Origin of the sequence: Saccharopolyspora antiqui, from assembly GCF_052246905.1 — a bacterium.
Classification (GTDB): domain Bacteria; phylum Actinomycetota; class Actinomycetes; order Mycobacteriales; family Pseudonocardiaceae; genus Saccharopolyspora.
In genome coordinates this window covers 131,485-144,610 of record NZ_JBQQBO010000005.1, presented here as the reverse complement: position 1 = coordinate 144,610, position 13,126 = coordinate 131,485, and the positions used below count along the sequence as shown (strand labels likewise).

General features: G+C 69.6%; 13 protein-coding genes and 1 tRNA gene. 3 read left to right on the top strand and 11 right to left on the bottom strand.

Annotated elements, in window-relative coordinates:
- Positions 1-209: 209 nt before the first annotated feature.
- From ACTWQN_RS11150 to dnaG, 4 genes are all read right to left on the bottom strand, one after another.
- A tRNA-Asn gene (locus ACTWQN_RS11150) sits at positions 210-282 on the bottom strand.
- Positions 283-392: 110 nt separating this feature from the next.
- Complete coding sequence (locus tag ACTWQN_RS11145; RefSeq protein WP_443203318.1) at positions 393-1,151, bottom strand: trans-aconitate 2-methyltransferase; 759 nt, start codon at positions 1,149-1,151, stop codon at positions 393-395.
- A gap of 61 nt (positions 1,152-1,212) precedes the next feature.
- Positions 1,213-1,752, bottom strand: a complete 540-nt coding sequence (locus ACTWQN_RS11140; RefSeq protein ID WP_443203317.1) for a hypothetical protein — start codon at positions 1,750-1,752, stop codon at positions 1,213-1,215.
- Positions 1,749-3,638 (bottom strand): DNA primase, encoded by a 1,890-nt coding sequence (gene dnaG / locus ACTWQN_RS11135; RefSeq protein WP_443203316.1) that lies wholly within the window; start codon positions 3,636-3,638, stop codon positions 1,749-1,751. The genes ACTWQN_RS11140 and dnaG overlap by 4 nt, the downstream gene beginning before the upstream one ends.
- A 69-nt stretch (positions 3,639-3,707) precedes the next feature.
- On the opposite strand from dnaG, the gene ACTWQN_RS11130 reads away from it, so the two are divergent.
- Positions 3,708-4,598 (top strand): sigma-70 family RNA polymerase sigma factor, encoded by an 891-nt coding sequence (locus ACTWQN_RS11130; RefSeq protein ID WP_443203315.1) that lies wholly within the window; start codon positions 3,708-3,710, stop codon positions 4,596-4,598.
- A 3-nt stretch (positions 4,599-4,601) separates the two neighbouring features.
- Here the strand turns inward: ACTWQN_RS11130 and ACTWQN_RS11125 are convergent, their stop codons facing one another.
- From ACTWQN_RS11125 to ACTWQN_RS11105, 5 genes are all read right to left on the bottom strand, one after another.
- Positions 4,602-5,696, bottom strand: a complete 1,095-nt coding sequence (locus ACTWQN_RS11125) for a serpin family protein (protein WP_443203314.1) — start codon at positions 5,694-5,696, stop codon at positions 4,602-4,604.
- A gap of 381 nt (positions 5,697-6,077) precedes the next feature.
- Entirely contained in the window at positions 6,078-6,263 is a 186-nt protein-coding gene (locus ACTWQN_RS11120) for a hypothetical protein (RefSeq protein WP_443203313.1), read from the bottom strand.
- 179 nt (positions 6,264-6,442) lie between these two features.
- Positions 6,443-7,750, bottom strand: coding sequence for a deoxyguanosinetriphosphate triphosphohydrolase (locus ACTWQN_RS11115; protein WP_443203312.1), 1,308 nt, complete (start codon positions 7,748-7,750; stop codon positions 6,443-6,445).
- 178 nt (positions 7,751-7,928) lie between these two features.
- Positions 7,929-8,540, bottom strand: a complete 612-nt coding sequence (locus ACTWQN_RS11110; protein ID WP_443203501.1) for a YdcF family protein — start codon at positions 8,538-8,540, stop codon at positions 7,929-7,931.
- A 174-nt stretch (positions 8,541-8,714) separates the two neighbouring features.
- Positions 8,715-10,100 (bottom strand): glycine--tRNA ligase, encoded by a 1,386-nt coding sequence (locus ACTWQN_RS11105; RefSeq protein ID WP_443203500.1) that lies wholly within the window; start codon positions 10,098-10,100, stop codon positions 8,715-8,717.
- Between the two features lie 256 nt (positions 10,101-10,356).
- On the opposite strand from ACTWQN_RS11105, the gene ACTWQN_RS11100 reads away from it, so the two are divergent.
- Both ACTWQN_RS11100 and ACTWQN_RS11095 read left to right on the top strand, forming a co-directional pair.
- On the top strand, positions 10,357-10,827 hold the full coding sequence (locus ACTWQN_RS11100) for an ArsR/SmtB family transcription factor (RefSeq protein WP_443203499.1): 471 nt from the start codon (positions 10,357-10,359) through the stop codon (positions 10,825-10,827).
- A complete protein-coding gene (locus ACTWQN_RS11095) occupies positions 10,824-11,249 on the top strand; it encodes a Fur family transcriptional regulator (RefSeq protein WP_443203311.1) in 426 nt (141 codons plus the stop codon). The genes ACTWQN_RS11100 and ACTWQN_RS11095 overlap by 4 nt, the downstream gene beginning before the upstream one ends.
- Before the next feature lie 57 nt (positions 11,250-11,306).
- Here the strand turns inward: ACTWQN_RS11095 and ACTWQN_RS11090 are convergent, their stop codons facing one another.
- Together ACTWQN_RS11090 and ACTWQN_RS11085 are read right to left on the bottom strand one after the other, a co-directional pair.
- Positions 11,307-12,002 (bottom strand): TIGR03943 family putative permease subunit, encoded by a 696-nt coding sequence (locus ACTWQN_RS11090; protein WP_443203310.1) that lies wholly within the window; start codon positions 12,000-12,002, stop codon positions 11,307-11,309.
- Positions 12,002-13,006: a permease gene (locus ACTWQN_RS11085; RefSeq protein WP_443203309.1), complete on the bottom strand. Its 1,005-nt coding sequence runs from the start codon at positions 13,004-13,006 to the stop codon at positions 12,002-12,004. The genes ACTWQN_RS11090 and ACTWQN_RS11085 overlap by 1 nt, the downstream gene beginning before the upstream one ends.
- Positions 13,007-13,126 lie beyond the last annotated feature (120 nt).

Sequence of the window (13,126 nt, the reverse complement as noted above, 5' to 3'; positions counted from 1 at the left end):
TGCAGCGGCGCCGCAAGTGGCATCGCGCCGCCGGGCCGCCGGTGAACCAACCGGCAGAAGCGCGAGCGACTCGCGTCCACATTGGACACTTTCGATGAACTCGGCAAGGAAGTAAGGAGAGATTACCAACCGAAGACGTGCAGTTTCGGTGCAGCTGATCGCCACGGAGTCAGAAATGAAAAACCCCAGGCCATCGGCCTGGGGCGATGCTCCTCCGACTGGACTCGAACCAGTAACCCTTCGGTTAACAGCCGAATGCTCTGCCAATTGAGCTACGGAGGAATGTTGTTGTGCTCGCCAGCTCTTCGCGCTGACAGGAACCACTCTAGCCCATGCCCGCCATGCTTTTAACCGCACCCCCCGACCGTTGATCGAACCGGCGAAACAGCTGGTCAGCGCCGGTTTGCCACGACGAAGATGCGGCGGAAGGGGAACCAGGTGGTGCCGTCGGCGCGCTGCGGGTAGGCGGCTGCCAGGCGGGGTGCCAGCTCGGCGCGGAACTCGTTCCACTCCGCGTCGTCCAATGCGGTGCGGACCGGGCGCAGCGCCGTGCCGGTGACCCACTCCAGCACCGGGTCGGGACCGCGCAGCGCATGGATGTAGGTCGTCTCCCAGGCGTCGACGTCCGCGCCGAGATCGGTGAGCGCGTCCGCGTAGCCGATCGGCGAGAGCACCGAGTCCGACCGCAGCACGCCGTGCGCTCGATCTCGCCAGCGCGGCTGTGCCAGCAGCTCCCGGATCGTCGCGTAGGACGGCGATTCGAAGTTGCCCGGCACCTGGAACGCGAACCACGCCCCGACCGGCAGCGACGGGAGCCAGCGCTGCAGCAGTTCGACGTGCTCGGGCACCCACTGCAGGACCGCGTTGCACAGCACGACATCGGTGTCCGGCAACGGTTTCCAGTCCCGGACGTCTTCCTGCCTCGCGGCCACTCCGCGGGCCTGGGCCGCCGCGACCATCTCCGGCGACGCGTCGGTGGCCTCGATGGCCGCTTCGGGCCACCGGTCGGTCAGCAGCGAGGTCAGGTTCCCCGCGCCGCAGCCGAGATCCACGACCCGGCGGGCCTGGACCGCGCCCACCCTGGCCATCAGGTCGTGGGCCGGGCGGTCGCGCTGGTCGCTGAAGGACAGGTACTTCTGCGGATCCCACACACCGAACCTCCTTAACAGTACGCACGTACTGTATATCCGGGGTTCGTCGGTGTCGAGCGCGTCAGTCCCGCTCCGGGCCCTTCGCCTGCCGCAGCCGCTCGGCGACCGTCGCGGCGAACGCGGCCACCGCCGCCTCGTCCGTGCCCTCGTCGGCCCGCACCTGCAGCACGATCCCGTCCTGTCCGGGCACCTTGCGCTGCACGAACCACGCACCGCCGCCGGGCAGGTCGCGGTGGTGCCGGGAGCGGATGGACTGGTTGACCCGCTCGCGCACGACGTCCGGCAGCCGCCCCGGTTCGGTCAGCGGGAGCCGACGGCTCGGCTGGTCGCGCAGCAGCACCGCGCCGCTCGCCGAGCCGATTTCCTCGGCTTCGACCACCGTGAGCACGTCGTCCTGCCAAGTCGCCTTGCTGAGCAGGTGCCAGCCGACGCGGTGGCCTTCCGGCAGCCACAACCCCAGGTGCGTGGCGACCAGCGCGCCGTCCGCCAGCTTCGCCACCGCCAAGACCTGCTCGTCAGCCGCCAGGGCGCCCGGGAAGTCCGCGGGCACGTCCGCCGTGCCGCTCAGCCGCCCGATCAGTCGCCGCAGCAGGGAAATCACAGCGTCCCCATGGCCTGGTCCAGCAGCGCCTTGCGGTAGCCCTCCAGCGCGACCATGTCCCCGAACAGCGCGTTGTACTCCTCGGCGTCCTCCAGCGGCGACATCCGCTGCACCTTGGACTTGATGTCCGCGATCTGCCGACTGACCAGCCGTTCCTGCAGCCTCGCGATCACCGCGGCCACGTACCGGGGATCCTCTTCGGACTGCACCTCCAACTGCTCCACGGCGAGTTCGGTGAGCAGGCTCCGCGTGACCTGGCCCTCGCACTGCTGTGACACGGCGTCCACGAATGCCGCCCCGGCGAGCCCGGATGTCGTACCACCGGCCGACAGCAGCGCGCGGTGCAGCTCGGCGTAGACGGGTTCGGTGAACGATTCCTCCGGCAACGAGTCGTACAACGGCCCCGCCAGTGCGGGCGCCTGCAACGCCGCCTTCAGCGCCTCGCGCTGCAAGAAGCGCGGGTCGTGCCGCGGTGGGCGTTTCGGCAGGTCGACGTCCATGCCGAGGGAGTGCTGGGCCGGATCGCGCCGTGGGCGCCGCTGCGAACGCACCGGTGCACCGGTGCTCTCCCGCACTCGGCGCACCACCTGGTTCTCGTCGTTCCAGCCCGCCCACCAGGCCAGTCTGGCGGCGTAGCCGTCGCGGCTGGCCGGATCCTTGATCTGGGCGACCAGCGGCACGGTGCGCTTCAACGCCGCGACCCGGCCGTCGACCGAGTCCAGGTCGTATTCGGTGAGCAGGCTGCGGATGGCGAACTCGAACAGCGGCCGACGGCGAGCGACCAGATCGCGCACCGCCGCATCGCCCTTGGCCTCCCGCAGCTCGCACGGGTCCATGCCGTCCGGGGTGATCGCCACGTAGGTCTGACCGGCGAACTGCTGCTCGCCGTCGAAGGCCTTCAACGCGGCCTTCTGCCCCGCCTCGTCGCCGTCGAAGGTGAAGATGACTTCGCCGCGGAACGCGTCGTCGTCCATCATCAGTCGGCGCAGCACCGAGATGTGGTCGTCGCCGAACGCGGTGCCGCAGGAGGCCACCGCCGTCGGCACCCCGGCCAGGTGCATGGCCATCACGTCGGTGTAGCCCTCGACCACCACCGCCTGGCGGCGCTTGGCGATCTCCCGCTTGGCCAGGTCGATGCCGAAGAGCACCTGCGACTTGTTGAAGATCGGGGTGGCCGAGGTGTTGACGTACTTGGCTTCGATCGGGTCGTCGTCGAACAGCCGCCGCGCACCGAAGCCGACCACGTCGCCGCTGAGGTCCTTCAGCGGCCACAGCAGGCGCCGGTGGAACCGGTCGATCGGGCCGCGTCGCCCCTCCTTGGACAGCCCGCACTTGATCAGCTCGTCCAGTTCGAAGCCCTTGATCAGCAGGATCTTGGTGAGCTTGTCCCAACCGGACGGGGCGAAGCCGCAGCCGAAACGCTCCGCCGCAGCCTCGTCGAAACCGCGCTGCGACAGGTACTCGCGGGCCCCCCGCGCCTCCGGCGAGCGGAGCTGCTCGGTGTAGAACTCGGCGGCGATGCGGTGCGCCTCGACCATCCGCGCCCGCGTGCCGCGGTCGCGCTTCGGGCCCGGTGCGCCGCCCTCGTACTGCAGCTGGAGGCCGACGCGATCGGCCAGCCGCTCAACGGACTCGACGAAGCCGAGGTGCTCGATCTTCATCAGGAAGGCGATGACGTCGCCGCCTTCGCCGCAGCCGAAGCAGTGGAAGGTGCCGTGGCTCGGCCGCACGTTGAACGACGGCGTCTTCTCGTCGTGGAACGGGCACAGGCCCTTCTGCGCGCCGCCACCGGCATTGCGCAGCGCGACGTACTCCCCCACCACGTCGTCGATCCGGTTGCGATCGCGCACTTCAGCGATGTCGCTTTCCCGGATCCTGCCTGCCACGCAACCCAGTCTAGGGGCATTGTGATCGTGACCTTCGGGGTGGCTTGCCGGTGCGGCAGAATCTTTGGTGTGCCCACCAGCAACGCCGCACTCGCCGCCGAATTCGACCAGCACCGCAGTCGACTGATCGGCATCGGCTACCGGCTCACCGGTCGACTCGCCGACGCCGAGGACGCCGTCCAGGACGCCTGGCTGCGGCTGGCGTCGACCGACCGCGAGACCATCCGCGACCTCGGCGGATGGCTGACCACCGTGGTGAGCCGGTTGTGCCTGGACCGGATGCGCTCGGCCGCCGTCCGACGCGAGCAGTACGTCGGGCCGTGGCTGCCGGAACCGCTGGTGGGCGCGCTCGACCAGGACCCGGGCGACATCGTCGCTGGTCAGGACGACCTGCGGATCGCGGCGCTGCGCGTGCTGCACGAGCTGCCGCCGGACCAGCGGCTAGCGTTCGTGCTGCACGACGGTTTCGACGTGCCGTTCGCCGAGATCGCCGAAGTGCTGGGGTGCAGCGTCGCGGCCGCGCGGCAGCACGCGTCGCGGGCGCGGCGGGTGATGGCCGACGCGCAGCCGCCACCGCGCGTGCCGCTGCCCGAGCAGCAGAAGGTGTTGGAGGAATTCCTCGCCGCGGTGGCGTCCAAGGACCTCGCCGCGATCACCCGCGTGCTGCATCCGGAGGTCGCGGTCTACGGCGACAGCGACGGCAAGGCCCGCACCGCGCGCCGTCCGGTGGTGGGCGTCGACAAGGTCGCCCGGTTCATCCTCGGGCTCATGGCGAAGTACGGCGACGGGTTGGTCGAGAACGTCCAGTTGGTGCTGGTCAACGGCGATCTGGGGCTGGTGTTCCGCGGTTCCGAGAGCTTGCCCGAGCCTCGCGTGTTCACGATGGCGGTGCGGGACGGCCGACCGGCGGCGATCTTCGACATCGTCAACCCGGACAAGCTCACCCGAGTGCCCTGGTAAGCGTCAGCTCGGGTCGGTGACGCGGGCGAGGAAGTAGATCGCCGCGGTGCCGCGGTGGCGCACCAGGAACAGGAACGGTCGATCCACCTCGACGCGGATCGGCTCCGGTTCCCGGACGATCGCGGTCAGCCGCATCGCGACCGCCGTCGCGGCGGCGCCTTCCAGACCGCTTTCGTCCACTTCCAGCACCGACTGGTGCACGATCGTGGAAACGCGCAGCGGCTGGTCGGTCAGCGGCGAGAAATCCGCGGCGGGGGTGAACAACTCGTGCACCCCGAGCGCGTCGAGCGACCGGGTCAGTTCGGCGTCGCCGGTGACGTCGAACTTCGGCAGGAACAGCTCCACCCGCTGCTGTTCCGCCGCGCCCAGCAGCCTGCCCAGCCGCGCGGCGTCGAGTTCCGGTTCGGCTGTTTCCAGATCGGTGTCCGGCAGCAGGACCACCGCCTCGACTCCGCCGGCCGCGGGCAGGCTGACGACCTGCCAGCCTTCCGCCGCGGCATAACCGAAGCGACGGGTGACGTGCATGGTCGGCACGTCTCGGTCACCCGCCGGGGCGCGGAACGGCCGCTGCGCGGTGGCCTTCTCGTCGAACGCTTCGCGCCACGACACCTTCAGGTAGAGCGCGTTGACCAGCGCGGCGACCGTGTCCGGGTCAACTGAACCGGCGGGCAGCAGCTCGGGGATGAGTTCGCGGGTGGTCTCCGCGACATCGGCGTTGATCAACCGCCTGGACCGCTCCGGATCGGCGCGGAAGGGGGCGTTGCGCACCGCGCTTCCGGGCCAGTCCTTCAGCGCGAGCAGGTAGGACTCCTCGATGGGCAGCGCCTCGTGCGCCCAGAGGGTGTTGGCCACCGCCAGCACCGGGGGCTCTGCGGCCGAGCCGGTAGCCAGTTCCGCGGCACCGCCGAGCAGTTCGAGCAGTCCGGCCGGTTCGGTGCGCAGCGCGGCGACCAGCTCTTGCCTGGTCCGGCCGCCGGTCGCGGTCGCGGCCAGCCCGAGCGCGCTGGCCACCGAGTAGGGCGACCAGCAGAACGAGCGGTCCACCGGCGGGGCGAGCTGCCGGTGCAGGGACAGGCTGAAGTCGAGGTGTTCGCTCACGCCACTGGGCTCCGTTCCGCGTCGGCCGACTCGGGCTGATCCCGAGTCTGCCAGTCCGGTGGGGCCGGTGGCTCGTGAGCGCCGTGGCGGGTTCTTGCCCGCTTTGCCATTCACGAGCCCCGCGTCGCGGCAACGGTCAGGCTGGCTCTGTCTTAGAGTTCGCGCGGATTGGGCGTGGCTGGGCTGGCCGTCAGGCAAGCGGCGTGAGCCGCTTCCCACCACCCTCGCAACTCGCACCGCCGCGGGTTCTCAGAGGTCTTCTCGCGAGGACAGCCCTGACGTGGTGTATCGGACATACATGATGTCGGGGATCCCGGAGACGAGAAGACCTCTGAGGTTCCGCCACCCGCACCGCAACGCAAACCACTTCTGAAAAAGTCTCTAGCGCAGGGATTCCTCGATGTCGGACAGGCCCATCAGGCGGAGCTCCTGGGCGATGTAGTGCGCCGCGCGCTGCGCCTCCGGGTCCTGCCAGCGCAGATCGGTGACCCATTCGGCCAGGTTGTCGGTGTTCACGTACGGCTCGCCTCCGACGACGAGCTTCTGGATGTAATGCCGGTTGCGCATCGGGGTCTCCTTGCGGCCCGGAGGCTTCGGGGCCGGGCCGTGGGTTGTCAGTGCGCGGGCGCTCGGACAACCGGACGGGGATCGGGGCCGTGCTGCCGACGTTCGAGGTCCGCCGAGCAACACTCTAAGTAAGCATACTGGGGCCTTTCCCAGATCAAATGGACCCTTTCGGGTGAATGTCACATCGGGGTTGCCACGTTGTGTACATGTTTTCGATGCCATCCGATGGCCTGGGCGTCCGTCAACGACGCGACCTGGTCCAACACCACCCGAAACCGCGCCGCATCGTCGGCCGCCCGCCGCCAGGCCGACGCCATCGCTGGATCCAGCGACTCCGGGGCACCCTCGGCCAACGCGCCCACCAGCTCGGTCAGCAACATCCGCTGCCGCTCCTGCATCCGCAGCCGCTGCGGATCACTCATCACGTACCGCAGCGCTACTGCCTTGAGCACCGCGACCTCGGCCGCCACCGGCTCTGGCACCACTAGGTCCGCGCGATACCGGGTGAGCGGCCCCGGCCCGAACCGGTCCGTCGTCCCGGTCACCGCCGCGGCCACGAACCGACCGACCAATTCACTGGTGAGCCGCTTGAGCGCAACCTGCGCCCGGAACGTCCCGTCGTAGTCCAGCACCGCGGCGACCACCGGCCACCGCACCAATTCGGCCGCGGCCTGTTCGAGCAACCCCGCGGTGTTGTCGGGGCCATCGCCCCAGAAGTGCTTCTCCGCCATCCGGACGATCTCCGCGCGCTCGTCACCGCTGGTCAGCGAGCGCAGCGAGATCCGCCCCGACAGCACACCGTCCTCGACGTCGTGCACCGAATAGGCCACGTCATCGGCCCAATCCATGACCTGGGCCTCCAGGCACCGGCGCTCCGGCGGCGCGGCCTCGCGCAGCCACCCGAACACCGCGAAGTCGTCCGTGTAGACCCCGAACTTGGCCTGGCCCGGGCGCTTCGGCCATGGATACTTCGTCGCCGCGTCCAGGCACGCGCGGGTCAGGTTGAGGCCGCGGCCAACATCATCGGATTCGGCCAACTTCGGTTCCAACCGGGTGAGGATCCGCAGGGTCTGCGCGTTGCCCTCGAAGCCCCCGCACCCGTTCGCCAGGTCGTTGAGCGCCTGCTCGCCGTTGTGCCCGAACGGCGGATGCCCGATGTCGTGCGCGAGGCCCGCGGTGTCGACGAGATCGGGATCGGCACCCAGCGCGGTGGCGATGCCCCGCCCGATCTGCGCCACCTCCAGCGAGTGGGTCAGCCGGGTGCGCGGCACGTCGCCCTCCTCCGGGCCGACGACCTGCGTCTTTCCCGCCAACCGGCGCAGCGCCGCGGAGTGCAGCACCCGCGCGCGGTCCCGCGCGAACGGGCTGCGGTCGTCCGAACGAGCCCCGGTCGGCGCGACGAGCTTCGGCGGCTCGGGAAGCAGCCGCCGGATGTCGTGCTCGTGGTAGCCGGGCGGGGCGGCACCCGTCGGATCTCCGGTGCTCATCGCGCTCAGATTACGGCCAACACCCGACACACCACCGCAGCTCGTCCTGCTTTGCGGTACGGGTCGCGGAACCCAAGACGCCGTCTCGACTCCGCCGATCCCCGACATCTGCCGATGCACCACGTCGATGCCGTCCTCCCGAGACGACGTCCGAGGACCCGCTGCGACAACAGGACTCCTAGCCCAGCCCGTCGCCGGTGAGTTCCGCCGAGGCGTGCGTCAAGCGGTAGTACAGCAGCGCGCCGGTCTCCCGGACGATGTACCTGAACTGGACCTCCCGGGTCTGCACCACCGGCCCGGAGCGCGCGGGCGACGCCCACGACTGCAGGCCCAGGTCGTTGGCCATCGTCCTGGCCCGCAGCGAATGCCAGGGGTCGCTGACGATGAGCGCGCTCCGCCAGCCCCGCTGCTGCGACAGCTGGGCGACGGCCGCCATGCTGCCCAACGTGTCGCTGCCGACGTCGACGTCGACGATCCGGTCGGCGGGCACGCCGTTGTCGGACAACCAGTTCTTGCTGGCCTCCGCCTCGGTGTAGGCGTCGCCGGGCAGCCGTCCACCGACCGTGACGACGTACTCGGTCAGGCCGTCCTGGTAGAGCTCCAGCGCCTGTTCGAGCCGAGCGGCCAACACGTCCGAGGGCTTTCCGTGGTACTGCGCCGCGCCGAGCACGACCACGATGTCCACCGGCCGCCGGTCGTCGGCGCGAGCCACCTGCCACACCCGGAACGCGGTGCCGCCGACCACGAGCACCGCCACCAACAACGCGCCGACCACGACTCGTCCCAGCATCCGGCCGGTTCGGGGCCGGTGGGCGGCTCGATGTGGGCTCACGCTGGCATCCTCGCAGATCTTCCGGCAACCCCCGTCGCGGCGAAACGCTCAGCAGCCGCGCGGATCGCGACTGCTGAGGTGTTCGACGGACCTTCGGCTACGGGCGAGCGGTCAGCCCGAGCCAGTGCCCTCTCAGCAGCTGGTGAGGCGGACCGCGAGGTAGTCCTCCAGCTTGTCGATGGCCACCCGCTCCTGCGACATCGTGTCGCGCTCGCGGACCGTTACGGCGTGATCGGACAGCGAGTCGAAGTCGACGGTCACGCAGAACGGCGTGCCGATCTCGTCCTGCCTGCGGTAGCGGCGGCCGATCGCCCCGGCGTCGTCGAAGTCGACGTTCCAGTTCCGACGCAGCTGGGTGGCGATGTCGCGGGCCTTCGGCGACAGCTCCGCGTTGCGCGACAGCGGCAGCACCGCCACCTTCACCGGCGCCAACCGGCGGTCCAGCTTCAGCACGACGCGCTTGTCCACGCCGCCCTTCGCGTTCGGCGCCTCGTCCTCGTAGTAGGCGTCGATCAGGAACGCCATCATCGGCCGCCCGACACCCGCGGCGGGCTCGATCACGTACGGCCGGTACCGCGAATTGCTGGCCTGGTCGAAGTAGGACAGGTCCACGCCCGAGTGGTTGGAGTGCGTGGTGAGGTCGAAGTCGGTGCGGTTGGCGATGCCCTCCAGCTCACCCCACTCCTGGCCGCCGAACCGGAACCGGTACTCGATGTCGACGGTGCGCTTCGAGTAGTGCGAGAGCTTTTCCTTCGGGTGCTCGTAGCGGCGCAGGTTGTCCGGGTCGATGCCGAGGTCGGTGTACCAGCGGGTGCGCTCGTCGATCCAGTACTGGTGCCACTGCTCGTCCTCGCCGGGCTCGACGAAGAACTCCATCTCCATCTGCTCGAACTCGCGGGTGCGGAAGATGAAGTTGCCGGGCGTGATCTCGTTGCGGAACGACTTGCCGATCTGGCCGATGCCGAACGGCGGCTTCTTGCGCGCCGTGGTCATCACGTTGGCGAAGTTGACGAAGATGCCCTGCGCGGTCTCCGGGCGCAGGTAGTGCATGCCCTCTTCGCTCTCCACCGGGCCGAGGAAGGTCTTGAGCATCATGTTGAACTCACGCGGCTCGGTGTACTGGCCGCGGACGCCGCAGTTCGGGCACGGCACATCGGAGAGGTCGTCCTCGGCGATCTCCTTGCCGCTGCGCTCGGCGTACTCCTCGGCGAGTTGGTCGGAGCGGAACCGGTGGTGGCACGAGGTGCACTCCACCAGCGGGTCGTGGAAGGCGGTGACGTGCCCGGAGGCCTCCCAGACCGGGCGGGGCAGGATCACCGAGGAGTCCAGGCCGACGACGTCGTCGCGGCCCTGCACCATCGACTTCCACCACTGGCGCTTGATGTTCTCCTTGAGCTCGACACCGAGCGGTCCGTAGTCCCAGGCCGACTTGGTACCGCCGTAGATCTCCCCGGACGGGTAGACGAAACCACGGCGCTTGCAGAGATTGACGATCGTGTCGATCTGGTCGGCGGGCACGTTCACTCCGGAATCATCACTGGATACGTCGAACCAACTGGTCGGGCTGGAGTTCCCCAGCGTACCGATCCGGGCGCAGACGGCATTCGCCTGGGCTGGCCACCCGGTGGCCCGGTGGCGTCGACGGGGCTGGCGGTATTGATGTGACAGGTCAGATCAGGCATACCCGTAGGATGGGGATGTGGCACGTCACTGCGTTCAAGCGACGTCACCGCAGCCAGGCGACCCCGCACCGAGGCACGCCGGAGAGGAAATGATGTCCGCCGCCAGCCCGGAATCCCAACCGACCCGGTCGACTGCGGGCGCCGGTCTGGACACCCCCGACGATCAGGTGCACTCGCCGGAGCGCGCTGCGCACCCGGCACCGCTGCGCGACCAGCGGGTGCTGATCGAGGCGGGCGAGCTGCTGCGGGCCCTGGCGGCCCCGGTGCGCATCGCGATCGTCCTGCAGCTGCGGGTCTCGGAACGCTGCGTGCACGAACTGGTCGACGCGCTCGGCGTCGCTCAGCCGCTGATCAGCCAACACCTCCGGGTGCTGAAGTCGGCCGGGGTCGTCTACGGCGAGCGGCACGGCCGGGAGGTCGTCTACCGGCTCGTCGACGAACACCTGGCGCACATCGTGGTGGACGCCGCCGCGCACGCGGAGGAGATCTCCGGCAACCGGACGCGCGGACCGGCGCCACGTTCCATCGCATCCAACGGCCGACAGGAGACGGAGACAGCGTGACCACCGGCGAGGGTCCCACGGTCGGCGTACCGGGACTGCGGGCCACCAAGCAGCGAGCGGCGGTGTCGAACCTGCTGGACCAGGTCGAGGACTTCCGCTCCGCTCAGGAATTGCACGAGGAGTTGCGGCGGCAGGGCGAAGGCATCGGCCTGACCACGGTCTACCGCACGCTGCAAACCTTGGCCGACGCGGGCGAGGTCGACGTGCTGCGCACCCCGTCGGGCGAGGCCGTCTACCGGCGGTGTTCCAGCCACCACCACCATCACCTGGTGTGCCGCCACTGCGGGCGGACCGTGGAGGTCGCCGATCCGCCGGTGGAGAACTGGGCCGAGCGCATCGGCCAGGAGCACGGTTTCTCCAACGTCAGCCACACCGTCGAGATCGTCGGCACCTGCCCGGACTGCACCGCCCGCGGCTTCTGACCCGCACCCGGCTGGGTCCCCTTCGCACCGACCTGGCCGTCACCGCTGGTATCCGGCTCAGTACTCGTACGTGTCCTGCGGAGCCGGGATCGGGCGAATCAGCAGCGCGTCCAAGGTCGGAACGTAGTCGTTGGCCTCGGTCGCGGTGCCCGGTCGCAACTTGCCGGTCACCTCGATCCAGGTGTCCGCCGGGAGTTCGGCAGCCTGCGCCGCAGCAGCGAGGTCGACCTTGACCGGGGCCGCGTCGGCGGCGCAGCAGCTGATGCGCATCCTGGCGAGTTGCGTCGAGCCCGGCGTCGGATGCACCACGAAGCCCTGCAGCCGCACCGCCCTGCCGTTGAGCGCACCGCTGTCGTCCCAGATGACGCGGGTGACGAACTCCGACAAGCTCAGCAACGGCGCCTGCTCCGGCGGCAAGTCCGGGAACAGCGACTCCTTCGGGGGCGGCGCGGCCACCCGATCCCGGGTCACCGAATCCGCACCGAGCGCGGGGGGCGCGATCAGGAAGATCGCGAACACCGGCAGGAGCAGCATCCAGGGGCTTCGCGAGCCGTGCTCGTGGTTGCCGACACCTCCGGAGCGGATGTCGCTGACGATGGCGAACGCCGCCAGTCCGATCATGATCACCCCGGCTGCCACCAGCCACGGGAACAGCGAGGGCTTGACGTAGCGGAGGTAGCTGCCCCCCAACGCGATCTTGAGCAGCGCGCCGCCCAACAGCAGCAGCAACAGGTTCTGGGTCTCCCGACGCATCACGCACTCCCCAGCAGCACGGCCCCGACAGCGACGGCGCAGACGATCGCGACCGCGAAGGTGGCGGGCGCGAACCGGACGGCGAAGCGGCGTCCGAAAGCACCGGACTGCAACGCGATCAGCTTGAGGTCCACGGCCGGGCCGACGACCAGGAACACCAGCTTCGGGATCAACGGCAGCCCCGGCATCGACGCCACCACGAACGCGTCGGCCTCGCTGCACAGCGCGAGCACCACCGCGAGCACCGCCATGACCAGCACGCCGAGCACCAGCTGACCGCCGAGCGATTCCAGCCACTGCGCGGGCACGACGACGTTGAACACCGCGGAGGTCAGGCCACCCAGCACCAGGAAACCGCCCGCCTCGACCAGGTCGTGCCGCGCGGACTCGGCGAACAGCACCCACCGGCCGCCGGATCCGTGCTGCGCCTCGACCCGGCGCAGCGCCCGTTCCGCGAACCATTCCGCCTTGCCCAACCGGACCCACAACCAACCCATCGCGCACGCGGTCAGCAGCGAGCCGAAGAACCTGGCCACCACCATCCACGGCTCACCGGGAAAGGCGACCACAGTGGACACCAGGACGATCGGATTCACCGCCGGTGCCGCCAGCAGGAAGGCCAGCGCCGCGGCCGGTGCGACGCCCTGCTGCATCAGGCGACGCGCCACCGGTACCGAGGCGCACTCGCAGCCGGGTAACGCCACGCCCGCTACGCCCGCGACCGGCACCGCCGCGGCTGGGTTGGCGGGCAGCAGCCGACGCAGCGCATCCGGCGGGACGAACGCCGCGATCAGGCCGCTGACCAGCACACCGAGCACGAGGAACGGCATGGCTTGCACGCAGACGGCGACGAACACGGTGGACCCGGTGCGCAGCGCCGGGACGTTCAGCAGGGAGCTCAACTGCTGCTGGAACACCACGGCGGCGACCAGCAGTGCGCAGAGCACCTCCAACGAGGTGATGACGGGCCGCCGGGTGCGCGGCGGGTCGGCGATCTCAGTCACCCGGTTATCGTGCCAGTTCGAACTGATAATCGTTCGCGCCAGTACGACTTCGCCCCCGCACCAACCGGCACTGGCGCCCGCGGGCATCAAAACCCCTGATCAACATGGTCACAGCAGCCG

Excerpts from the sequence above, each read along its gene's own strand:
- ACTWQN_RS11120 (WP_443203313.1), bottom strand. The coding sequence starts at position 6,263 with ATGCGCAACCGGCATTACATCCAGAAGCTCGTCGTCGGAGGCGAGCCG.
- ACTWQN_RS11115 (WP_443203312.1), bottom strand. The coding sequence starts at position 7,750 with ATGAGCACCGGAGATCCGACGGGTGCCGCCCCGCCCGGCTACCACGAG.
- ACTWQN_RS11110 (WP_443203501.1), bottom strand. The coding sequence starts at position 8,540 with ATGCTGGGACGAGTCGTGGTCGGCGCGTTGTTGGTGGCGGTGCTCGTG.
- ACTWQN_RS11100 (WP_443203499.1), top strand. The coding sequence starts at position 10,357 with ATGTCCGCCGCCAGCCCGGAATCCCAACCGACCCGGTCGACTGCGGGC.
- ACTWQN_RS11090 (WP_443203310.1), bottom strand. The coding sequence starts at position 12,002 with ATGCGTCGGGAGACCCAGAACCTGTTGCTGCTGCTGTTGGGCGGCGCG.